The sequence below is a fragment of the Elioraea sp. genome, assembly GCF_051860475.1.
In the GTDB taxonomy this organism is placed as follows: domain Bacteria; phylum Pseudomonadota; class Alphaproteobacteria; order Acetobacterales; family Acetobacteraceae; genus Elioraea.
This window is the reverse complement of record NZ_JBHYDW010000004.1, coordinates 52,910-73,356: the sequence shown is the minus strand read 5'-3', so window position 1 is coordinate 73,356 and position 20,447 is coordinate 52,910. Positions and strand designations below refer to the sequence as shown.

The 20,447-nt window shown below is 69.2% G+C and carries 22 protein-coding genes and 1 pseudogene; 7 read left to right on the top strand and 16 right to left on the bottom strand.

The window, feature by feature from the left end; genetic code table 11:
• Window positions 1–51: 51 nt before the first annotated feature.
• Entirely contained in the window at window positions 52–1,338 is a 1,287-nt protein-coding gene (locus ACTIFU_RS01750) for a DcaP family trimeric outer membrane transporter (RefSeq protein ID WP_439576556.1), read from the top strand.
• A 179-nt stretch (window positions 1,339–1,517) separates the two neighbouring features.
• Window positions 1,518–1,922: a TfoX/Sxy family protein gene (locus tag ACTIFU_RS01745; protein ID WP_439576555.1), complete on the top strand. Its 405-nt coding sequence runs from the start codon at window positions 1,518–1,520 to the stop codon at window positions 1,920–1,922.
• A 16-nt stretch (window positions 1,923–1,938) separates the two neighbouring features.
• On the opposite strand, the gene ACTIFU_RS01740 is transcribed toward ACTIFU_RS01745, so the two are convergent.
• The 8 genes from ACTIFU_RS01740 to ACTIFU_RS01705 form a co-directional block, all read right to left on the bottom strand.
• The gene (locus ACTIFU_RS01740; RefSeq protein ID WP_439576554.1) at window positions 1,939–3,048 is read right to left on the bottom strand and encodes a YeeE/YedE family protein; all 1,110 of its coding nucleotides are present in this window, start codon (window positions 3,046–3,048) and stop codon (window positions 1,939–1,941) included.
• Window position 3,049: 1 nt separating this feature from the next.
• Window positions 3,050–3,520: a DUF302 domain-containing protein gene (locus ACTIFU_RS01735; protein ID WP_439576553.1), complete on the bottom strand. Its 471-nt coding sequence runs from the start codon at window positions 3,518–3,520 to the stop codon at window positions 3,050–3,052.
• A gap of 18 nt (window positions 3,521–3,538) precedes the next feature.
• The gene (gene opgC / locus ACTIFU_RS01730; protein ID WP_439576552.1) at window positions 3,539–4,705 is read right to left on the bottom strand and encodes an OpgC domain-containing protein; all 1,167 of its coding nucleotides are present in this window, start codon (window positions 4,703–4,705) and stop codon (window positions 3,539–3,541) included.
• 216 nt (window positions 4,706–4,921) lie between these two features.
• Window positions 4,922–5,395 carry a DoxX family protein gene (locus ACTIFU_RS01725; protein ID WP_439576551.1) on the bottom strand — a complete coding sequence of 158 codons (474 nt, stop codon included), beginning with the start codon at window positions 5,393–5,395 and terminating at the stop codon, window positions 4,922–4,924.
• Window positions 5,377–6,189 carry an HvfC/BufC N-terminal domain-containing protein gene (locus tag ACTIFU_RS01720; protein WP_439576550.1) on the bottom strand — a complete coding sequence of 271 codons (813 nt, stop codon included), beginning with the start codon at window positions 6,187–6,189 and terminating at the stop codon, window positions 5,377–5,379. The genes ACTIFU_RS01725 and ACTIFU_RS01720 overlap by 19 nt, the downstream gene beginning before the upstream one ends.
• Window positions 6,186–7,028, bottom strand: coding sequence for an MNIO family bufferin maturase (bufB, locus tag ACTIFU_RS01715; RefSeq protein ID WP_439576549.1), 843 nt, complete (start codon window positions 7,026–7,028; stop codon window positions 6,186–6,188). Before bufB ends, ACTIFU_RS01720 begins: the two co-directional genes overlap by 4 nt.
• Before the next feature lie 84 nt (window positions 7,029–7,112).
• On the bottom strand, window positions 7,113–7,427 hold the full coding sequence (locus tag ACTIFU_RS01710) for a BufA1 family periplasmic bufferin-type metallophore (protein WP_439576548.1): 315 nt from the start codon (window positions 7,425–7,427) through the stop codon (window positions 7,113–7,115).
• Window positions 7,428–7,460: 33 nt separating this feature from the next.
• The gene (locus tag ACTIFU_RS01705; protein ID WP_439576547.1) at window positions 7,461–7,979 is read right to left on the bottom strand and encodes a YHS domain-containing (seleno)protein; all 519 of its coding nucleotides are present in this window, start codon (window positions 7,977–7,979) and stop codon (window positions 7,461–7,463) included.
• 250 nt (window positions 7,980–8,229) lie between these two features.
• Between ACTIFU_RS01705 and ACTIFU_RS01700 the strand changes: the two genes are divergently transcribed.
• The gene (locus ACTIFU_RS01700) at window positions 8,230–8,754 is read left to right on the top strand and encodes a redoxin domain-containing protein (RefSeq protein WP_439576546.1); all 525 of its coding nucleotides are present in this window, start codon (window positions 8,230–8,232) and stop codon (window positions 8,752–8,754) included.
• 130 nt (window positions 8,755–8,884) lie between these two features.
• On the opposite strand, the gene ACTIFU_RS01695 is transcribed toward ACTIFU_RS01700, so the two are convergent.
• The 5 genes from ACTIFU_RS01695 to ACTIFU_RS01675 form a co-directional block, all read right to left on the bottom strand.
• Window positions 8,885–9,874 (bottom strand): DUF3179 domain-containing protein, encoded by a 990-nt coding sequence (locus ACTIFU_RS01695; RefSeq protein WP_439576545.1) that lies wholly within the window; start codon window positions 9,872–9,874, stop codon window positions 8,885–8,887.
• A 15-nt stretch (window positions 9,875–9,889) separates the two neighbouring features.
• A complete protein-coding gene (locus ACTIFU_RS01690; RefSeq protein ID WP_439576544.1) occupies window positions 9,890–10,384 on the bottom strand; it encodes a hypothetical protein in 495 nt (164 codons plus the stop codon).
• 121 nt (window positions 10,385–10,505) lie between these two features.
• Entirely contained in the window at window positions 10,506–10,754 is a 249-nt protein-coding gene (locus tag ACTIFU_RS01685) for an anti-sigma factor family protein (RefSeq protein ID WP_439576543.1), read from the bottom strand.
• 90 nt (window positions 10,755–10,844) lie between these two features.
• Complete coding sequence (locus tag ACTIFU_RS01680) at window positions 10,845–11,531, bottom strand: RNA polymerase sigma factor (RefSeq protein ID WP_439576542.1); 687 nt, start codon at window positions 11,529–11,531, stop codon at window positions 10,845–10,847.
• A 186-nt stretch (window positions 11,532–11,717) separates the two neighbouring features.
• Complete coding sequence (locus ACTIFU_RS01675; RefSeq protein ID WP_439576541.1) at window positions 11,718–13,670, bottom strand: glycoside hydrolase family 15 protein; 1,953 nt, start codon at window positions 13,668–13,670, stop codon at window positions 11,718–11,720.
• 211 nt (window positions 13,671–13,881) lie between these two features.
• On the opposite strand from ACTIFU_RS01675, the gene ACTIFU_RS01670 reads away from it, so the two are divergent.
• On the top strand, window positions 13,882–15,171 hold the full coding sequence (locus ACTIFU_RS01670) for a tetratricopeptide repeat protein (RefSeq protein WP_439576540.1): 1,290 nt from the start codon (window positions 13,882–13,884) through the stop codon (window positions 15,169–15,171).
• A 243-nt stretch (window positions 15,172–15,414) separates the two neighbouring features.
• On the opposite strand, the gene ACTIFU_RS01665 is transcribed toward ACTIFU_RS01670, so the two are convergent.
• Window positions 15,415–15,945 carry a fasciclin domain-containing protein gene (locus tag ACTIFU_RS01665; RefSeq protein WP_439576539.1) on the bottom strand — a complete coding sequence of 177 codons (531 nt, stop codon included), beginning with the start codon at window positions 15,943–15,945 and terminating at the stop codon, window positions 15,415–15,417.
• Window positions 15,946–16,200: 255 nt separating this feature from the next.
• Between ACTIFU_RS01665 and ACTIFU_RS01660 the strand changes: the two genes are divergently transcribed.
• From ACTIFU_RS01660 to ACTIFU_RS01650, 3 genes and pseudogenes are all read left to right on the top strand, one after another.
• The gene (locus ACTIFU_RS01660) at window positions 16,201–16,719 is read left to right on the top strand and encodes an RNA polymerase sigma factor (protein WP_439576538.1); all 519 of its coding nucleotides are present in this window, start codon (window positions 16,201–16,203) and stop codon (window positions 16,717–16,719) included.
• A gap of 52 nt (window positions 16,720–16,771) precedes the next feature.
• Window positions 16,772–17,413: an NrsF family protein gene (locus ACTIFU_RS01655; RefSeq protein WP_439576537.1), complete on the top strand. Its 642-nt coding sequence runs from the start codon at window positions 16,772–16,774 to the stop codon at window positions 17,411–17,413.
• A 322-nt stretch (window positions 17,414–17,735) separates the two neighbouring features.
• A pseudogene (locus tag ACTIFU_RS01650) lies at window positions 17,736–17,846 on the top strand (IS110-like element ISMex17 family transposase); the annotation flags it as partial.
• 245 nt (window positions 17,847–18,091) lie between these two features.
• Here ACTIFU_RS01650 and ACTIFU_RS01645 read toward each other — a convergent pair.
• Window positions 18,092–18,571, bottom strand: a complete 480-nt coding sequence (locus ACTIFU_RS01645) for a hypothetical protein (protein ID WP_439576536.1) — start codon at window positions 18,569–18,571, stop codon at window positions 18,092–18,094.
• Window positions 18,572–18,579: 8 nt separating this feature from the next.
• Window positions 18,580–20,205, bottom strand: a complete 1,626-nt coding sequence (locus tag ACTIFU_RS01640; RefSeq protein WP_439576535.1) for a DNA methyltransferase — start codon at window positions 20,203–20,205, stop codon at window positions 18,580–18,582.
• Window positions 20,206–20,447 lie beyond the last annotated feature (242 nt).

Sequence of the window (20,447 nt, the reverse complement as noted above, 5' to 3'; positions counted from 1 at the left end):
ACGGAGCGCCAGACAATGAGCCCCAGGGCAGGTCTCAGGGCAGTTCTGATCATGACAGCGATCGGCATCGGTGCGCCAGGGATGCCGGTGCCGACGGCCTTGGCGCAGCCGCGAGGCGAGATCGCGGTGGTGCGGGAGGAGATGGAGCGTCTCCGCGCCGCTGTCGCCGAGCTTGAGGACAGGCTCCGGCGCATGGGCGAGGAGGTCCAGGCGACACGCCAGAATGTCGTTACCGGAGGCGATCGGCCTGGCACGTTCCGTCTGCCGGGTACCGATACCAGTGTGCAGATCGGCGGCTACGTGAAGGTCGATCTGATCTACGATGCGTCCGAGGCGCTCGGGGATACGTTCGTGCCGGAATCGATCACCACCACGGATACCGGCGACCGGCAGCGCTTCCGGGCGCATGCGCGCCAGTCGCGCCTGTTCGTGCGGACCTTCACGCCGACCGGCTGGGGTGAACTGAGCACATGGTTCGAGGGCGACTTCTTCGGCGCCGGCGGCAACGAGGTGTTCTCGAACTCGTCGTCGTTCCGACTGCGCCACGCGGTCGCCACCATCGGCGGCCTGACGCTCGGCCAGACCTGGTCGAACTTCATGCCGATCGAGAGCTATCCGAGCACGGTGGATTTCCAGGGCCCCGCCGGCGTCACCTTCATCCGGCAGGCGCAGGTGAGGTACACGCATGCGCTGACGCAGAGCCTCAGCCTGTCGGCCTCGCTCGAGAACTCGGAGTTCAGCGGCCGCGACGCGGCGGGCAACCCGATCGCGGAAAGCACGACCCTCGGCATCCGGGCAGGTGTCGATAAGGTGCCGGATGTCACGGTCGCGGCGACGTGGCGAGGGTCCTGGGGGCTGCTGAAGCTGGCGGGCGTCGGGCGCATTCTCGGCTCGCCCAGCGGTACGGGCGATGACGCGATCGGCTGGGGCGTCAATATCTCCGGCAACACCTCGCTTTGGCCCGGCAACCGCATCATGGGCGCCTTCACCTATGGTGACGGGCTCGGGCGCTACCTCACCAACGGCTTCGGTCAGGATGCGTTCGTCGATGCGGCGGGCAACGTCAATCCAATCCGAGCGTTCGGTGTGGTGGCCTCGATCCGCCAGGAGATCACCAAGGAGGTCGCGGCTCAGCTCACCTATGGCCGCGCACAGTTCGAGGAGAGCCGGCGCCCGACTGACCTTAACAACGTCAACACGGTCCATGCCTCGCTGTTCTGGACGCCGATTCCCCGGCTGACCTTCGGCGGCGAGGTGATCTGGGGCAACCGGGAGAACGCGAACGGCCGAAGCGACGATGCCTGGCGCTTCCAGCTTGCCGCACAGGCCAACTTCTGACGGGAGCCTCGTCCGGACGCGCATCCGGGCTCCCGTGGCTCCGGGTCTTGCAAGACCCGGGGCTCTTTCTGTCTCCGCCGGCGCGTTGCCCCGACGATAGGATCACACGCCGAACGGCCGGTGTGGTCATGCACGGCCCGGCACGGCCGCACGCTCGCCTGCTCTTGGAGGTTCGACCCATGACCTGGACAGCGGACGATCAGGCGGCGGCCGATCTCGCGCGCGAGGTCCTGGGAACGCTCGGCGCGATCGAGATCCGCCCTATGTTCGGCGGCGCCGGCGTCTACCTCCACGGTGTCATCTTCGCGATCATCCTCGGTGGCGAGATCCATCTGAAGGCCGATCGCGAGACGGCGCGGGAGCTCGAGGCGGCGGGCGCGCGTCAGCTTGAGTGGACATCCCCAAGGACGGGCCAGCGGATCAGGATGGAGTACTGGACGCTGCCGGACTCGGCACTGGATAACGCTGATGCGGTCCGGGTATGGGTCGGCAAGGCGATCGCCGGTGCGCACCGCCCTCCGGCGAGGAAGCGATCGTTCCCTACTCGAGAGGGAACCGGCGACCCGGAGGTGGAGCCGGGCTGAAGCGCGGCGATGCGCTTCACCCCGTCCGCATGCCGAGCAACGGACGCAGGCGGATGCCGAGCCAGCACCCGGGCATCGCCGCGATCAGCCACGCCAGACCGTGCAGGCTGCCGGACGACAGCCCGCCGACCACGGCGCCGATGTTGCAGCCGAAGGAGAGCCGCGCGCCGATCCCCATCAGCACGCCGCCGACCGCCGCGCCGATCGTGCCGTTCCATCCGATCGCGAGGTCATGCCGCAGCCGACCAGTGACAGCGGCTGCCAGCAGCGCCCCGAGCAGAAGGCCGATATTGCTGAGGGCGCTGTGATGCGCGAGCAGCGGACCATCCAGCGCGGAACGCGCGCCCTCCCACGCCCAGAATGCCGACCCGCCGAGATCGACGCCGGTCAGTTGCACGGCCTTCGCTCCAGCGACCGTCAGGCCCATGGTGACGCCCCAGGGAAGGCCGGACACAAGGAAGATCATGGCAGCGAGCGCGCCGATCAGTACTGCGGCACGCGCCACTGTCGGTGCAGGACGCTGTCCACGCGCGATCAGGAGTGCGCTGCCGAGGATGATCGCCTCCGTCACGACGAGGCCGCCGGTCGCGCCGAACGTCGCCGCAAGGTCGACCGCGCCGAGACCTGGCCAGGTCGCGACATGCGGCACGGCCAGGCTGCCGAGCACGCCCCCGCCGCTGAAGAACGGCAAAGCCACCAGCATCCGCCGTGAGCCTGCGCCGGCGGCGACCAGCGTGCCGGAACCGCAGCCGCTGGTCATCTGCATGCCGATGCCAAAGATCGCCGCGCCGACAACCAGGGGAAGGCCGATCGGCGCGACATAGCGCCCGTGGCTTTCGCCGAGCATCGCCATTGGTACGATCACGATCGCCGCAACGGCCGGCACGATCAGCGTCGCCGCGAGCGAGCGCCCGTCCCCGTGCACCAGGAGGTCGCGGAAGCCGGCGGTAAAGCCGAATTCGGTCACGACGAATGCCGCGCCGAGCACCAGGGCAACAGCGAACAGGGGCAGCAGCGCCGCATCGCCGGCAGGCAGCAGCACCAGCACCGCGGTCACCCCGGCAGTGCCGAGCAGCAGACCCAGCAGGCTCGCGGCCGACCGGTGAACGGCGGTGGCGAGGATCATGTCATTCGGTCGCCGCCCGTACCAGTCCTGTCACAAAACGGTCGAAGCCCTGCTGCACCTCGGCGGGATAGGGAAGGCCATGGCGGGCGAACACGCGCTCGCCGATGTCCTTGCCGGTGCTCCGCGTCAGGAAGGCACGGCCGGCATCGTCCTCCCAGACCAGCACGCGCATCGGCAGATCGAGCGCGAGGGTCGCGGCACGCTGCATGGCCGGCGTGCCGGCTGCCGGGTTGCCGAACAGGATCACCCGCCTCGGCCTGAGCGTCATCCCGACCGACCGTGCGGCATCGTCGTGCGAGATCTCGGCAAAGACCTTCCATCCGGCGGACTGCACCGCCGCGACGAAGCGCCGCGCGGTCTCCTCGGCGGAATGGGTGCTCGGCCGGGTGACGAGGCCGCTCTCGGGCGCTGAAGCGGCCGGAGCCGACAGGGCGACGACGAGCATGACGACTGTTGCGATGCGATGGACCATGCCGGATCTCCCCACGTGTCAGGAAGCACTCTTGGACAACTTCAGGCGGGCGGCGGGGGCAGGCCGTTCTGCCGCCGGCAAGCGACGCTGCACTGCCCCGGCGCGGCGCGTGTCGAGGATCACCGCCAGCGTCCAGAGGAGGAAGGAGCCGCCAAGGATCAACGGCAGCTCGATCCACCAGGCCCAGGAGACCAGCGAGAAGGTCGTCGCGATGCCCCATGCCAGGAACAGGCCGAGGCAGAAGACCTGGAGACTGTGGCGCCCGATCGCCGCCACGGCCGCGGCGGACGCGTGGCGCATCCAGGCCGCCTCGCGTGGCACGAGCACGGCCACGGCATAGGCCAGGGCGAGGGCGTGCACGACGCGCGCCGGCGCGAGCGACAGCTTCCCCGTCACCGCAGTCACATCGATCTGTGGCCCCACCATCCATCCATGGTCGAGCACCCGCAGCCAAAGTCCGATCGCCAGCACGCCGAGCGCGAAGGCCAGGGCGACCGGATGCGATCGTACGGCACTGCCGGTCAGCAGCGCGCGACGGCCAAGGACGGCGCCGAGGAAGAACAGGACCTGCCAGGCCAGCGGATTGAAGGCGGCGTGCGGATTGCCGGGCGCGGGCACGGTCCAGTCCCAGATCTGAACGCCCGCATAGAGGCCAAACGGCAGCATCAGCACGATGCGGCCGATGCCATCGAGTGCCAGCATCAGAAAGGGGAGCGCAAGCATGCACCAGACGAACACCGGCAGGATATCCATGAAGACCGGCCGGTAAAGCATCAGTGCGAGCGCGGGGAGACTTTCAGCCGGGTCTTCGAACAGCCATGCCCACCCCAGCCCGCCGATCTGGTCCGGGAGTCCGAACACACGCTCGGCGACGAAGACCATGAGCGCAAACAATGCAACGACCAGGAGATGCGTCCGGTAGAGCCTGAAGGTCCGCACGAGGAAGTCGCGGATGGCCGCAACCGGGCCATCCCGGCCGGCGTTGCGCACGAACAGGGAACCGAGCACGAAACCCGAGAGGAACAGGAATTGCTCCGAGCTGTCCGACAATCCCCAGCTCGCGTGAATCAGCCAGCTGCCCGTGAACGTGCCGGCCGAATGCGAGAAGAAGATGAAGAGCTGCAGGATGCCTCGAATGATGTCGAGGCGCGGGTCGCGGGGCGGACGTGGTGGCGCTGGTCGCATGGCAATGCACATCCATCGGCGGCCGCACCGCGCGAAGCCGCCGCGTCATGTCTGATTACGGCCGACGCTGCCCACTTCGTTCAGCAGCAGCCCCGCGTTACATGGTCATCTCGCGTATCCGCCGCCCTCGGCCCAGCACCGCTTGCTGCGGGGCAGACGCCGCGCGCGAGCCATAGGCCGCATCGATCCGCGGGCCCGCAGCGCCGCTGCACGCACTCACGCATGGTCGCGCAGCAGCAGCCGATCGAGCGACAGCGGCCCGGGCCCCTTGGCGATCAGGATCAGGAAACAGGCTGCCCAGACGCCGTGGGTCGGCCATGCCGCCGGATAGACGAAGATCTGGATGACCAGGGTCATGCCGAGCAGGGCCAGTGCCGAGAACCGGGTCGCGAGCCCCAGCACAAGCAGGATCGGAAACAGATGCTCGGCGATGGTCGCGAGCCAAGCCGCCAGCGCCGGCGAGATCAGCGGCAGCGCATACTCATACTCGAACAGGAAGAGCGCGTTCTCCGACACACTCCATCCTTCGACCTTGGTCCGGCCGGAGTACCAGAACACGGCAGCGGGAAAGATCCGCGCCGCGAGCAGGATCACCGCGTCTGGAATCCGCCCGAACAGCGCATGCGCTCGGCGGACGAGAGCGATCATGGATGCAAGCCGGATGGTGCCGCTCATCGCGATGGCGCGCATCGATATCCTCTCCTCTGCCGCGGCTCAGGATCGAGCGTGACCACGAGCCCGAGACCCATCAGAACGAGAATGCCCTCCGCGATATCGAACGCCGGATCGGTGCCGAGCCCGGCCACGGCGGCCTCCTCGATGGTGTGCCGGTCCTGCACGGCAAGCAGGAAGGCCGCCATCGCCGCGGAGAGGCGTCGCAGCTCGACCGTACGCTCGGGTCGGCTGACCAGGGCACACTCACCGGCCCACGACCCGATCGGCTGAACCTCGACATCGTCGCGATGCGCGAGCCAGATCGAGATGATGGGGTACGACGAGGGAATGAGCTGCACGGCCGGGTGCAACCCGACGCGAAGTCGGTCGACATCCGTCGGCGCGACGGCGGCGAAGGCCTCTGGGCCCACCGGCAGGATGTCTGCGGCGTGATAGGCACGGACGCGCGCCGCCTCGAGGCGCGCGAGATCGGCGAGATAGGGCAGCATGGCGGCGGGCGGGAACGTCTCGACGAAATCAGGGAACCCGTCGCCATAGGCAAGCATGATCGGCGAACGCGGCGGATGGGCCAGCGCGAACTCCCGCGCCATGGCCGCGAAAAACTCCTGTCCGACGAGACGCCGCGTCACGGGGAAGCGTTCACCAAGCGCGCGCGCGAGCCCCGCGACGACGTTGTTGCGATAGACCGAGAAGCGGCGCGGACCCGCTTCGCCACCGAGCGCCGTAAGCCCGCGCGGACACGGGACCGCAGGCGCCAGCAGGGCGGTTGCGAAACCCGCCTGTCGCGATCGCGCGCGCACCGGCGTCATGCCGCCCGCCTCGGCGCCGTCGCCGCCAGGCAGAGCGCTGCTGCCCGCGCCTCTGCGAGCAGCACATTCCAGGCCGGCACGTCGTTGTCCCACTCGATCAGCGTCGGCACCGGTCCGGTGATGGCGAGCGCCTCCCGGTAGAGCGACCAGACGGCATCGGGGACGGGGGAGTCGTGCGTGTCGATCAGCAGCGGGGCGCCGGTGTCGTCCTGGTCATGCCGATGGCCGGCGAGGTGGATCTCCTCCACACGGTTGAGCGGCAGGGCAGCGAGCAGCGCGCGCGGATCGGCGCCGTGGTTGGTGGCCGAGACGACCACGTTCGCCACATCCAGCAGCAGGCCGCAGCCGGTCCTGCGGCAGATCTCGGCGATGAACGCACCCTCGGGCGTCGTGCTCTCGTCGAAGGCGACATAGGTCGCCGGGTTCTCGAGCAGCATCTTCCGGCCGAGCGCGGCCTGGACCTGATCGATGTGGCGGGCGACCTGCGCCAGCGTCTCGTCGGTATACGGCAGCGGCAGCAGATCGTTCAGATAGACGCCGTCATGGCTCGACCAGGCGAGGTGCTCCGAAAACATGCGCGGCTGGTAGCGGTCGCAGAGCGTGCGCAGGCGCGCCAGATGGACGCGGTCCAGCGGCCCTTCTCCACCGATCGAGAGCCCGACGCCGTGCAGCGACAGCTCGTAGCGTTCGCGCACTGCCGAGAGCTGGGCATGCGGAGGTCCACCTTCGCCCATGTAGTTCTCGGCGTGGACCTCGAAGAAGCGCAGCGGCTGCGGCTCCGCGATGATCTCGGCGAAATGCTGTGGCTTGAAGCCGACGCCGACATCAGATCCAGCCATGCTTGGGCCTCCAGCGCGCCCTGGTCTGGGAAGCAGCGGGACGCCGGCGACCCTCCAGGCCGACGTCCCGCCCCCCTCCCCCGCCTAGCCGGACCGCGGCCGTCCCGGACCGCGCGGCGGACGTTGGATCTCGACCAGCGAGCCCGGCCCGTGGGGTGTCTGGATCGAGGTGCAGGTGCCCTTCGGCACCAACGACCAGGCGTTGCCCTGGTAGTCGACCGTCGAGGTGCCGGCGCAGGTCGTGCCCGGGCCCGCGGCGCAGTCGTTCTTGCCGGCGAGGGCGACGCCGAAGCACTTCTCCTTGTCGGCCGGCTGCGCCATGGCCCCGCCTGCGGCCGCAGCACCGAGCGCGGTTGCAAAGGCGCCGATCAGGCCCCGATTGAGCGTCCGTCGATCCATCGTGAACCTCCGTGTTGACTGGTTGACCGTGCATCAGGTGTTGAGTTCGCGCGGCGTCTTGCCGCGCAGTTTCGGCCAGGTCGCCTCGGCCTGCCTGATATGGCCGGTGACGTCCTGGAGCCACCGCTCCTGCGCCGCGGCATGGACATTCAGGTACAGCCTGTTGTCGACGACGCGGTACAGCAGCGGCTCTCCGTCGAGCTTCCGCCCCATCACGACACCCATGGCGCAGAAGCCGCCGAAGGCCGGGGCGTAGCGCCCTGGATCGGCGCGGAACACGTCGCGAGTCTCCGCGGAGACGAAATGATATGTCGCGCCCTGGTGGCTCGCGCTGAACTGCGGCGAACCGCGCAACGGCATCGAGCTGGTCTGGTACGACACCGGGTCGTAGCCCCGCAACGCGAGCCCCTGCGCGTTGATGTTGACGTCCGAGGGCGAGGTCTCGTCGAAGGCACGGGCGAGGCGAGGCGTCGTGGTGAAGAAGGCGACAGCGCCGGCGACGGCGACCGCAAGGGTACGCCGACGAACGGGGATGGGCTCGATCGAGGTCATCGCATGCTCCCTGGTCTTGCGCTGCGACGTACCGCAGGCGCATGGACATGTGAGGATCAGTCTCCGTCCTCCGCGTGGCGTTACAGCCCGGCCGTGATCGCACGTGGATCCGGCGTCATCGTCGGACCCACCCATTGGCTTCGTCTTCAGAGCGACCATGATATGAAGTGGTCGCTGCAAGACACCGCCGTGACGGTGCGGCGGCGCCACCGCCACGCGCGCCTGTCATTTCACCGAGGAGGGTGTCTGCATGTCCAAGACCTCCAGACCCGTCGCCGGCTCGACCTTTCCAGAGCTCGCTTGGCCGCGCGTCGGCGGCGGCGAGGTCGCGCCTGCCGCCGGCGATGGTTGGCGTCTGCTCGTGGTCTACCGCGGCCGGCACTGCCCGCTCTGCAAGCGCTATCTCGGCGCGCTGAACGGCATGCTGGACGACTTCGCCGCTGCCAGGGTTTCGGTCATGGCGGTGTCCGGCGATCCGGCTGAGAAGGCCGAGACCGACGTCACCGAGGGCGGCTGGCGCTTCCCCGTGGGTTACGGCATGAGCATCGTGCAGATGCAGCAGCTCGGACTCTACGTCTCGGAGCCTCGCTCGCCCCAGGAGACCGACCGCCCCTTCCCCGAGCCCGCGCTGTTTGCGATCAATCCGGAAGGACGCCTGCAGATCATCGACATCTCGAACGCGCCCTTCGCGCGGCCGGACCTGTCCGGTGTCGTGGCCGGGCTCAGGCTGATCCAGGAGCGCGCCTACCCGATCCGCGGCACCTACGGCGGTTGAGCTTCCCTGCCGGACCGCGAGCCCATGATGGTGGGCATGCGCCCCGCACGGCGATGCGGCTTCGACATGCGGCAGACGCGATGCACGGCGCAGGACGGCGCGGCCTTCGTGCTCCGGCCATCCGCTGCACTCACGGGCGCCTGACCGGGCCGTCCTCCGTGTGCAGCACGCCGTCAGGCTCGAACGCAAAGAACGCGAACGCGAACGTCACGACATGGTGCACATCCTCGTTGCCGCGCTGCACCACCACGTTGCCGAGTTCGCGGCCGCGCGCGATCGCGCGCGTATCGAGCGCCGACCGCTTCCCTGGAATCCAGCGGATCAGCAGGTCGCCGTCGCGGACCTCGCCGGCCCGTCGCAGCAGCGGCAACGTCCAGCCGGTCTTGCCCACGGCGACCACGTACATCATCGGCGGCACCCCCTCGGGCGGTTCCTCGCCGCCGAACAGGAACGGGCGCGGCGCGCTGTCGTACCCCGCATAGGGGTTGGTGCCGTAGGGGCGGAGTGCCGGACTCGGAGGCACCAGCACGCGACCTTGCGGCGCCCGGTCGCGGAACCGCTCGAGCGATTCCAGGCGTGCCGGCAGGATCGCAAGGCGGCGTCCGGCCAGCCGCCCGACGATCGCCGCGCCCCCGTATTGCTGCCACCAGCTCTCGGTCTGCCGGTCGTACATGACGAGATCGGAATGACGCAGCTTGCCGGTGGTGCCGAAGTCGAGCAGCATCCCGTCCAGCCGACGGTCGAACACGATCGCGGTGTTGCAGAGCGGGCAGTAGGTCACGGCCACCGGCACCTCGCCTACGACGTCGTTGACGATCTCGTGCCAGATCAGCACCCGCAGCGGATAGGCGCGCGCGTCGCCGTTGACCACGAGCGACAGCACGGGCTCTTGCGCGTCCAGGTCGGTGATCGCGCGCACCGGCAGGAAGCTCGGGCTGTCGATCGAGGGAATGCCGTCGCGCGGCGGTCCGCCCGAGCGGATCTCGGCGAGATCGACGGTGGCGCGCGAGAAATCGGTGCGGGGCCACTCGGTCTGCCAGCCCTGCGGTACGCGTGCCGCGACCGGGGCTGCGGTCAGGAACGCGGCGGCGGCGAGAAGGCTGCGTCGTCGTGCAGGCATGACGGATCCTCCAGGTCAGGGCGCCGCGCCGCGCAGGTGGACGACACCCGCGATGGCAAGGCCAAGCCCGAGATGGCCGATCAGCATCAGGACCGTCCAGGCGATCGTGCCAAAGCCCCAGAACTGCGGCAGTCCACCGGACAGCGCGGCGACCATGACCATGGCAAACAGCCACAGCATGAGGCCGAAGGCCACGCCGCATGCGATCCAGCCGGCGCGCGGAACCAGCCGTGCTGCGAGTGGCAGCACTGCGGCGAGGTAGACCGCGGGGAACACCGCCAGCCCGATCAGCACATGCAGCACCTGCGCCGGCGTGCCGCCAACGCCGAGATACATCTCAATCAGCTCGGCCGGCTCGAGCGGCTGTCCCAGCCAGAGGGGCGCGACCAGTCGCGCAAGGACCTCCCAGACCCCGAGACCGGCGACACCGGCCAAGAGAATGTCGGTGACCGTTCTGGACGACGGCGGGCGAACCGAGAGCGATTGGCTCGATGCGATGTACCTGGCCATCGAATGCCTCCCTGGGGCGGAACGCGCAGGCATCGCCCCGCAGGCATCGCCCCATGGTCATGTCAGGGAAGCGCGGCAGACGTTACGTGCATCCCCACCGGGGCGCCGAGCGCCGGACGGCTCATTCGCTGGGGCGGGCTCCCGCGCGGGACTGCTTGAGTGCCGCCACGATCCTGTCGGCGGCCTCGGGATCGGCTGCCTCCTGCCCGGCCGCGCGCACAAGCGCGATGGTTCCGGCCAACTGGTCGACATAGCGCCGGCAGTGGCGGCACATGAGCAGGTGCAGCCTGAACGCCAAACGGCGCCCGAACGGCAGATTGCCGTCGAGGTACTCGCTCGCGCGTTCGGTCACTTCGCGGCATGTCAGCACATCCGGACTCCTGGTCGGCAGAACGCCGAACGCTCGGACGCGCCCTCGTCGCCGCCCTGCTGCCGAGTGTTCGTTCGGCGGGAGGGGATGTTACAGCGTTGCCAACCGGCGGGGAACGGCAGACCCGACCGCCTCGCCAGGCCGCTCGCGGCGCGGCGGCGCAGGAGCCGCCAGCGCCTCGAGTTGCGCGCGCAGGCGCGTGCGCGCCCGGTGCAGGAGCACGCGCAGGTTGCCTTCCGTCACCTCCAGCGTCCGGCAGACCTCGGCCGGATCGTGCTCCTCGACATCGCGCAGCAGCAACGCGGCCCGCTGCATCGGCGGCAGGGCATCGATCATGTCCTGGAGGTGCACGATCAACTGGCGCCCGGCAACGTCACGTTCCGGGGTCATGGCGTCCCAGGGCGCCGGCGGATCGGCCCAGCTGCCGTCGCCCCTGAAGCGCTTCGGATCGAGGCCGTCAGTGCCGTTTTCCAGGTCTGAACGAGCGAGCTCCGAGAAGCTTGCAACCCGGCGATCGCGCACCGCGCGTGTCTTCGCCTTGTTGACGACAATCCCCGCCAGCCACGCCTTGAGCGAGCCGTTGCCCGAGTAGCCCTCGAAGCGCGTGAAGGCGACAATCCACACCTCCTGGACCACCTCCTCGGCGGTCGCGCGACTGGCGCAGAACACGCGGGCAAGGCGGACGAGGCCGGCATGATGCCGTTCGACGAGGGTCCGGAAAGCTGCCAGATCGCGCTCGCGCAGCCGCCGGACGAAAGCGGTGTCATCCACGGTCACGATCCCATCTGGCTGACAGGGGCAGAGGATGGAGCACTGGCCGGAGATCGACCGTGCGACGTGTTGGGCTGCCGGGACACAAGAGGTCCTCCCAGACGGTTCCATTTCCTGTTCGGCGAGGCCGCCTGGGAAGTTACGCGTCGGCCGGCGCGGCGCCGCGCCGGCACGATCCCTTGCCGTGTGGCGCTACCGCGATCGAAGGATCGACGCCGCGGACGGCCACAGCCGGCCCAAACTGCCGCTCGATGTGAAGGCGGCCCACAGCCCGCCCAGACCGAACACCCGCCCGACGCCACGGCTTGCCCGCTCGGCGAAGGTGCCGCGCAGCGCCGCAGGCCCGGACTTGCGGAGAAGTTCGAGATTGGTCGCGCTGCCGATCAGGGCGAGATGGGTGAACGCCTGCGGGAAGTTGCCGAGCAGCGTGGTGCCGTCGGGGTGGATCGCCTCCGAGAACAGGCCGACATCGTTGCCGCACGCGGCCAGGCGCGCGAACATCGATTCGGCCTCCCGGGTCCGGCCGAGCCAGAGCAGCGCGTCCACCAGCCAGAAGCTGCAGATCAGGAACGCACCCTCCTCGCCGGCAACGCCGTCGTCGCTGCGATAGCGGTGCACCAGATCGCCCTGCGCGAGGTCCTGCTGCACGGCGTCGATGGTCGCCGCGAGGATCGGTTCCGGCGCCGGAAAGCCGAGGAACGGCAGCAGCAACAGGGCGGCATCCATGCCGGTCTCGCCGTAGGCCTGGGTCAGACAGCCGCGCCGCGGATCGATCCCCCGCCGCAAGACGTCATCGACGATGGCCGCGCGCTCGCGCGCCCAGCGCCCGTTGTCGCCGAGCAGGGCGACCGCGCGGTCGAGCGCGACCCAGCTCATCGCCTTGCCGTGCACGAAGTGGCGCGGCGGGCCGCGCATCTCCCAGATGCCCTGGTCCGGCTCGCGCCAGTGTGCGGCGGCGAAGTCGGCGGTCGCCGCCAGCATGCCGCGCATCTCGGCCGTCATCCTGCCGCCGAGCGCATGATGGACGGACGCCCAGTCGAGCACCTCGCCGTACACGTCGATCTGCCGCTGGCGGTGGGCGCCGTTGCCGGTCCGGACAGGACGGCTGCCGCAGTAGCCGTCGAGATGGTCAAGCACGCGCTCCTCGAGTTCCGGATCGCCGTCGATCCGGTACATGATCCGGAGATCGGGGAACGTGCGCGCGCAGGCTTGCGGCAGGAATTCGCTGAAGCGTCGCGCCTCGCCGCCATAGCCGAGCGCGGCCAGCGCATAGAGCGAGAACGCGGCGTCGCGCAGCCAGCAGTAGCGGTAGTCCCAGTTGCGCTCCCCGCCGATCCACTCGGGCAGCGAGGTGGTCGGCGCGGCGACGATGGCGCCGCTCGGCGCCCAGGTCAGCAGCTTCAGCGTGATCGCGCTGCGCATCACGCAGTCGCGATCCGGGCCCCTGTAGCGGCAGTAAGCGGACCACTCGGTCCAGAACGCCTGCGTCGCAGCAAGCCACGCGTCGACCGCGGCAAGCGGCACCGCCGCCGCGGTTCGGTCGTCGGCGAGGACCATGTCGCGGCGTTCGCCTGCGGCGAGGACGATCCGCCCCTTTGCCAGGTCACCCGCGATGTCCAGCTCGTCCCAGTCGAGATGCAGGGTCAGCCCTGCATCCGTCGTGACGGCGCGCGCCGTCCTGCGGAGCTGAGGCGCGGTCGTACCAAAGGAGAGGCTCGGTCGATACGAGAGCGCCATCTCGACGCTGCCCGTCAGCCCCTCGATCCGCCGCACCAGGGCCAAGGGTGCGTTCAGCGTCACGTAATCGTGCGCCGAGGCGCCCGGTTGGCGTCCGACCGGCATGAAGTCCGTCACGGCCACGCTGCCCCCTGCCGTGGTGAAGACGGTCCGCAGGATGGCGGTATCGCCGGCATAACTGCGCGTCACCTGGTAGGGGCTGGTCGGGCGGACAGCCAGATGCCCACCGCGGCGTTCGTCCAGCAGGCGGCAGAGCACGGGGTCGGCGTCGAACCGGCCGAGACAGCACCAGTCGATCGTCCCGTCGCGCATCACCAGCGCCGCGCCATGGCAGTCCCCGATCAGCGCGTAGTCCCGGATCGGGTGAAAGCCGCCCCCGCACGAGGGATCCTCTGAGCTCGCCGTCACACTGTCCTCCCTGCCCGATCCCGTCACGCACTCCGGCCCACGCCAGACCGGCTCTGCCTGTGCCTTCGCCGATCCGGGCCGGGGGCGTTACCGTCTCACCGCGCCACGACCTCTGCGCCCGCGTAACGCCACGCGTGACACGCCAGACACTAGGACGACCGCCGCGAGACCAGGACCACGCGCGGCAGGGCAGGTTCGAGCGGAGGCGTTCATGCAGCGGGATCCCCGTGGAATCGCGATCACCACCGAGAGCAGGGCGGCAGCCCGCCACCTCGACGCGGCCGTGATCGCGTTCCTGGCCCAGCGGGCCGATGTCGGATCGCTGCTGTCGCGCACGTTGCTGGCCGATCCGTCGCTGGTGGCCGGGCACTGTTTCCTCGGCTTCACGAAGCTGCTCGCGGCGCGGCGGCCGCTCGCCGAAGCGGCGGCGGGCGATCTGGCCGCGGCGCGCCGGGGGATCGCCGAGCGCGGCGGCACCCGCCGCGAGCGGATGCTGATCGACGCGCTGGCCGCCTGGCAGGAACACGGCGACATGTGGGAGGCGGCCGCGATCCTGGATGCCTTGCTGCCGAGCCAGCCGCTCGATCTGCTGGTGCTGCGCCTCTCGCACGCGATCCGCTTCATGCTGGGCGATGCGCCCGGCATGCGCGTGACCCTGGACGCCGCGCTGCCCGCCTGGGGACCGGGCGTGCCGGGGCGCGGCTTCGTCCTCGGCTGCTATGCCTTCGCACTCGAAGAGACCGGCGACCTCGCCGCCGCCGAGCATGTCGGCCGCGGTGCGGTCGAGATCGAACCGGCGGATGCCTGGGGTGCGCACGCCGTTGCCCATGTCATGGAGGAGCGGGGCGATGCCGAGGAGGGCCTCGCCTGGCTTGGCGCCGTCGAGCCCCGACTGGCGAGTGTGGGCTGCTTCCGCCGCCATCTGTTCTGGCACCGGGCGCTGTTCCATCTGCGCCTGCATGAGACCGACGAGGCGCTTGCGCTGTACGACTCGCGGGTGTGGGACCTCCCGTCCCAGGAGGTGCGCGATGTCATGAATGCGGCCTCGCTTCTCTGGCGGCTGCAGGAACGGGGCGTGCCGGTCGGCACCAGCCGCTGGGAGGAACTGGCCGATCTCGCGCAGAGCCGGATCGGCGATCACGCCTGGGCCTTTGCTGATCTGCATTACGTGCTGTGTCTGGCAGCGGCGGGAAGGACGGACGCCGTGCAGGACATGCTGGCGTCGATCCGCCAGCGGATCCTGCGCAAGACCGACTCCCAGGCGCTCGTGCACGCCCGGGTCGGAGTCACCGCAGCAGGCGCGGTCGCGGCCGCCGGCCTCGGTGGCCCGACCGAGCAGGTCCGGGACATCCTGTTCCCGGTGCACGACCGGTTGCGCCAGCTCGGCGGTAGCCATGTGCAGCGCGACCTGCTGCGACGGATGGGGATGGGTGCGCCGTTCATCCCCCGGCAGACGAGTGGGGTCGCCGCTGACCGGGCGTCGGCCGTCGCTGCCGGGTGAGCGGGTGGTTCGGCAGTGGTGGAGCCCAGGACCGTGGACACCCCGTCCGAGGCCGCCATGCGCGGGCATGAGCGTGCCCGCGGCGGGACAGGTGGCGTCGGCGCGCCGCAAGCCGGCGTGCACGCGGCGGAGGCTCTGGCCGTGTCCGCCCCACCAGACGTGCCACCAGCCTGGTTCGGATACGAAAAGGACCCCGGCCTGAGCCGGGGTCCAGGAACAGTCTGCCCGCCTGGGCAGCGGCAGCTAGGCGACCCAGCCGCCGATCAGGCCGTCGATGCAGTGTGCCACACCGTTGCTGACGGAGAGATTGGCGACCCAGATCACGCGCCCTTCGATGCGCGGCAGGCCGCCGCCACCGTTCCACACCACCACCGTCCGGCCGGTGAGCGTCGTCAGCATGGTGGTCTGCGCCGCGACCTCGCTGCCACCTCCGCCGCCCGGCAGCACGGTGATCGCGTCCGTCGTGATGTGGTCCTTGATCACCTTCTGCAAGCGCTCGCGGTCGGACGTGAGGGCCTGCATCGTCGGCGCATTCAGGCTGTTGAAGTAGGGATCGTGCGGCGCGAACAGGCCGAAGCGCCCCGGCTTGGTCAGCTCCTGCTCGAGGCCGGCCAACTTCACCAGCTCGGCGAACTTGCGCAGGTCCCCCGATATCTTGAGCACTTCGAGCAGGTTTGTTGGCCGCGCCGCCTGGGCCGGCCGCGTCAGCGCAACGCCGGTCGCTGCCAGCGCGACCGCGGGCGCCATCAGCCCCATGGTCCGTCGAGTCACCATGATCGTGTCTCCTTGACTGTGGTCGGATCGAGCTCCGATCGCACACCAAGGGGTCACGACGCAGGTGACGGGTGTTTCGGATCACTCCTTCACCGTTCCGTGAGCTCCCGGTATCCGGGCAGGACACCGCCGACCCGGCCAGCGATCGACTGGCCTCTCGACCGACGACGCGCCGGCCCCATAAAGTCGCGGAAATCGGCGGGCCGGACGATGGCAGTGACACCGGAGCAGCGCGACGACGCATGGAGCTCCCTGATGGCGGCGGCCCAGGGGGGCGACAGGCGCGCCTATGACCGTTTGTTGCGGGAGATCCTTCCATTGCTGCGGACGGTCGCCCGGAGGCGGCTCCGGAACGACAGCGATGTCGAGGACGCCGTCCAGGACACGCTGCTCACCATCCACCAGATCCGCCACACCTTCGATCCGAGCCGGCCACTGCGTCCGTGGCTGTCCGCGATCGCCGACCGACGCGCGCTCGACCGTGTGCGTCAGGTCGCGCGCCGGGGAAGCCGCGAGGAGGAACTGACCGACCTGCATCACGAAACCTTGGTGGGTGCAGCGACGAATGAAGGAGAAGGCCGGCTTCAGGCCCGGGATGTGCGGGCGGCTGTGTCGGAGCTCTCACCGAAGCAGCGCGAGGCCATCGAGCTCTTGAAGCTGCGGGAGCTGAGCGTGGCCGAGGCCTCAGCCCGTACGGGGCAGTCGGCCTCGGCACTGAAGGTGGCAACGCACAGGGCGATCATCGCGCTCAGGAAGCGCATTGTTGGGGACTGAAGGGGCGAGGCCGATGCGAACAGACGAGCTTGTGTCCTCAATGGTTCGCGACATGCGGCCGGTCCGCCGGCTTCGCCCGCCGATGCTGCGGGCGGCACTGTGGCTCGCGAGCGCGAGCGCCATGATCGCCCTGGTCGTCGCAATGATCGGGCTGCGCGTTGACCTTGCCGAGCGGCTGTCGCACGCGTGGGAGGTTGCGCAACTGGCGGCAGCGGTGGCGACCGCAGTGCTGGCGGCGATTGCGGCCTTTCACCTGTCGCTGCCCGATCGCTCGGAGCGATGGGCGCTCTTGCCTCTGCCGGGATTCGCGATGTGGGTCGCGAGCCTCGGGTGGGGATGCGTGAGTGACTTCCTGCGCTTCGGGCCTGACGGCTTGGCACTTGGCACGTCGTGGAGCTGCCTGGGTTTCATCCTGGCGTTCTCCGTGCCGACGGGTGCAGCCATGCTGTTCATGCTCCGGCATGCAGGGCGGACGCGTCCGCTCGCGACGGGCGTTGCCGCGATCACGTCGGTTGCGATGTTGGCATCCGTCGGACTGTCGCTCGTGCACTACCTGGATGCCGCGGTCATGGTCCTGTTCTGGCACGTCGGGTCGGTCCTGGCCGTCGTCGCCGTCGGCGGCGCTCTCTCGTCGCCTGTCATGCAGGTGGCGAGCCCGATCGAGCCTCGCTGGCGCAGTACCAGGGCCGCATGATCTTGAGGCGGCCGGCGTTTCCGACCGTGCCGATGCCCTCTCGTGCGCCTTCTGCGCGCCCCAGCGCGGCGCGTTCGTGCGCGTCCGGCGCGAGCTGGTGCGCCGCGGGCTGGATCGCGTGCTGTTCGATGCCGTGACGCGGCAGTTGGAGGCGAAGGGCGTGACGGTGCGGACGGGCACGCTGGTGGATGCGACGCACGCGTCGAACCGCTGGGCGATACGTCGGCGGCGCAAGCCCGTGCATGGCCACACGGCACACGTGGCGACCGGCCACCCCAGCGGCTTCAGCCGCAGCATCGCCGAGACCTCCGCCGGCGACTCCCTCCTCGACGCCGGAAAGCCCAGGATGCTCGCCCTCATCGCGGTGGCCCGCAAACTCCTCGCCATCCTCAACGCCGTCCTCAGGGATCGACGCCCGTGGCATACCGCTTGACCATCAGGACAGTCGCGTCCCCCAAGGGGTTTCTGCCTTGGATGGCCGAAGGCCAGCAAGAAGGACGCTGACTGCGCCTTGCTCTCGATTGCGGAGGGTTCCCTCGCCCGCTTGCGGGAGAGGGACAGGGTGAGGGTCGGCGATCCGTCAGCGCGTCAAGTCGTTCGATGTCGGCACGGAGCTCCAGCAGGGCGCGCTCTGCGCCAACCCGCAAGCCGGCCCCGCGTCCCGACGTGCGAACGGCCTCATCCGCCGGACCGAAACCGAAACGCGACGTCATCAGCGAGCAGATTTGCGAGCTTCGCTGCCTCGGTTTCGTTCTGCTCAGCCGCAACTCGGATGACCAGTCGCGTTAGCGTAACGTCGTGCTTGATGATCCGTTGCATCGTGTCATGGAAGAAGTCCCACCATGCGCCCTCGATGATCTGCTGACGCGGACGAGGCGGCCTGATGGCCGTGTCGATGAACAGATCGCCTTGGGCGCCTTGCCAGACGTCGCGTCGGAATGCGGTCGCAATCCAGCGGACGGGACCCCAGAACAGATGCGCTTGATAGCGCAACCCGGCCTCGATCCGGTCGCCGAGTTCCGTTCGGAGGCCGACGAGCGCCAGCGCGTTCGTGTACGCATCGCATGCAGCGTTCACCATCGCCCGCACGGCGGCGCGGAAGTGCTCGGCCTGGACGGCCTTGACATCCTCGGCGTCGTCACCGGGGAAATCGGACACCCCGGGCGTCACACCTCCAGGCTTCCCTGCTCGCCGCTGCGCTTCTCGCGCGGGGCACGCTTGAAGCCTTCGTGCCGGCCGAGGCCGGGCAGGTCGGGCCGCATGCCGGCGAGCAGTTCGGCGATGGTGAAGATCTGGATCTTCGGGACGGGGCCGTGCGCGAAGGGGATGTCCACCCTGCCGGCGGACGCCGCCTCGCGCTTCATGTCGCGGGTGGGATCGGCGAGCGTCAGGAACAGCCCGGCGACGGCGGTCTCGCGCTCCACCGTGCCGCGCAGGTCGCGGATGTCCTTCACGCCGACATGCTCGCCGCCCTTCACGCTGACGATCACGCGTTCGACCTCGCCCGCCTTGGGTCCGACCTGGATGAAGCGGACGCCGTCGATGCCGCGATCGGCGCCCTTCTTCTTGCCGCCCTGGGGAACGGCATCGACGAGGGAGACGGCCCACCACTGGAACTGGTGCTTGTCGCGGGCGGCGAGGTCGCGCGCGCCGTCGATGTCCTTGGGCGTGCCGTGCACCTCGAAGGCGATGTCGGGGAAGGCGTCCTTCAGGCGGCGTTCGATCAGCGAGATGGCGAGGTGGGTGACGTCGATGCCGATCCAGTGGCGGCCGAGCTTGTGGGCGGCGTGGACGGCGGTGCCGCAGCCGCAGAACGGGTCGAGCACGGTGTCGCCGGGGTTGGAGGACGCGGCGATGATGCGTTCGAGCAGGGCGAGGGGTTTCTGGGTGGGGTAGCCGAGGCGTTCTTCAGCGAGATTGTGCATGGGCGGAATGTCGGTGACGACATCTTGGATCGGCTGCCCCTTCTGCTCGTCGAGATATCGCCTGAGCATCGGCATTCCGCCGTCCTTTTCGGGCCAATGAATGCGGCCTTCCTTGTCCATCTCGTCAAGCACAGACGGCGGGTAAGCCCAGTGACGTCCCTTTGCCGTAACGTCTATGCCTCGCCATACCTGTCCGGTCTCGCCATGCCGGACTCCGGCGCCCGTCAAATCTGAGCGCCTCCACAGGCGCCCTTTACTGTCCTTATGTGTATAGAAGGCGTTTATATATTTCTGATCGTAATCACCGTACTGTTGCTTCCACTTAAAGTGCTCGCTCTTTGTAAAAAAGAGAAGATTATCATGTACCGGCCCCCATCGCTTCGCGCTACTGTGCGCGCTTGTCCGTTTCCAGACGATCTCATTTTGAAAGTGATACACCCCGAACACCGCATCCAGCAGCACCTTGAGGTAGTGGCTCGCGGTCGGGTCGCAGTGCAGATACAGGCTGCCGGTGGGCTTCAGCACGCGGTGCAGCTCGATCAGGCGCACCGCCATCATGGCCAGATACGCCATCATGTCGTTCTCGCCGAGGAATGACCGCATCGCCCGCAGCATCGTCGCCGCGTCGGTATGCGTGCCGCGGATCACCTCGTCGAAGGCCAGCGACGCCGCGTCGCCCCAGTGCCAGGTGTCCTCGAACGCCTCGATCTGCGCCTCGCTGCCCTTCCCGCCCGGGGCGCGGAACAATACGTTGTAGGTGGCGTTCGAGTTGAACGGCGGATCGAGATAGATCAGGTCGATGCTCTCGTCGCGGATGTGCTCGCGCAGCACGCCGAGGTTGTCGCCGTAATAGAGCGCATTCGCCATCGATGACCCTCACCCCGGCCCTCTCCCGCACGCGGGAGAGGGAGCAGTCGGAGCATCGCGGGGCGCGCCGCGTCGGGGCAAGGGGCGTCGGGGCAAGGGGCGTCGGGACCGCCCTCACCCTGACCCGGGCCCGGGCGCGGCGGTCGCGGCGGCGGTCGCGGCGGCGATCCTGGACGGGATGGAACGGCTGCACGCCTTGACGGACCGGTGAGCGGGGCGGGCCACGTCCCGTTCTGGCGCAG

What these genes read in the sequence shown, in the direction of transcription:
- ACTIFU_RS01750 (WP_439576556.1), top strand. Translation starts at nt 52, where the DNA reads ATGACAGCGATCGGCATCGGTGCGCCAGGGATGCCGGTGCCGACGGCC.
- ACTIFU_RS01745 (WP_439576555.1), top strand. Translation starts at nt 1,518, where the DNA reads ATGACCTGGACAGCGGACGATCAGGCGGCGGCCGATCTCGCGCGCGAG.
- ACTIFU_RS01740 (WP_439576554.1), bottom strand. Translation starts at nt 3,048, where the DNA reads ATGATCCTCGCCACCGCCGTTCACCGGTCGGCCGCGAGCCTGCTGGGT.
- ACTIFU_RS01735 (WP_439576553.1), bottom strand. Translation starts at nt 3,520, where the DNA reads ATGGTCCATCGCATCGCAACAGTCGTCATGCTCGTCGTCGCCCTGTCG.
- opgC (WP_439576552.1), bottom strand. Translation starts at nt 4,705, where the DNA reads ATGCGACCAGCGCCACCACGTCCGCCCCGCGACCCGCGCCTCGACATC.
- ACTIFU_RS01725 (WP_439576551.1), bottom strand. Translation starts at nt 5,395, where the DNA reads ATGCGCGCCATCGCGATGAGCGGCACCATCCGGCTTGCATCCATGATC.
- ACTIFU_RS01720 (WP_439576550.1), bottom strand. Translation starts at nt 6,189, where the DNA reads ATGACGCCGGTGCGCGCGCGATCGCGACAGGCGGGTTTCGCAACCGCC.
- bufB (WP_439576549.1), bottom strand. Translation starts at nt 7,028, where the DNA reads ATGGCTGGATCTGATGTCGGCGTCGGCTTCAAGCCACAGCATTTCGCC.
- ACTIFU_RS01710 (WP_439576548.1), bottom strand. Translation starts at nt 7,427, where the DNA reads ATGGATCGACGGACGCTCAATCGGGGCCTGATCGGCGCCTTTGCAACC.
- ACTIFU_RS01705 (WP_439576547.1), bottom strand. Translation starts at nt 7,979, where the DNA reads ATGACCTCGATCGAGCCCATCCCCGTTCGTCGGCGTACCCTTGCGGTC.
- ACTIFU_RS01700 (WP_439576546.1), top strand. Translation starts at nt 8,230, where the DNA reads ATGTCCAAGACCTCCAGACCCGTCGCCGGCTCGACCTTTCCAGAGCTC.
- ACTIFU_RS01695 (WP_439576545.1), bottom strand. Translation starts at nt 9,874, where the DNA reads ATGCCTGCACGACGACGCAGCCTTCTCGCCGCCGCCGCGTTCCTGACC.
- ACTIFU_RS01690 (WP_439576544.1), bottom strand. Translation starts at nt 10,384, where the DNA reads ATGGCCAGGTACATCGCATCGAGCCAATCGCTCTCGGTTCGCCCGCCG.
- ACTIFU_RS01670 (WP_439576540.1), top strand. Translation starts at nt 13,882, where the DNA reads ATGCAGCGGGATCCCCGTGGAATCGCGATCACCACCGAGAGCAGGGCG.
- ACTIFU_RS01665 (WP_439576539.1), bottom strand. Translation starts at nt 15,945, where the DNA reads ATGGTGACTCGACGGACCATGGGGCTGATGGCGCCCGCGGTCGCGCTG.
- ACTIFU_RS01660 (WP_439576538.1), top strand. Translation starts at nt 16,201, where the DNA reads ATGGCGGCGGCCCAGGGGGGCGACAGGCGCGCCTATGACCGTTTGTTG.
- ACTIFU_RS01655 (WP_439576537.1), top strand. Translation starts at nt 16,772, where the DNA reads ATGCGGCCGGTCCGCCGGCTTCGCCCGCCGATGCTGCGGGCGGCACTG.
- ACTIFU_RS01640 (WP_439576535.1), bottom strand. Translation starts at nt 20,205, where the DNA reads ATGGCGAATGCGCTCTATTACGGCGACAACCTCGGCGTGCTGCGCGAG.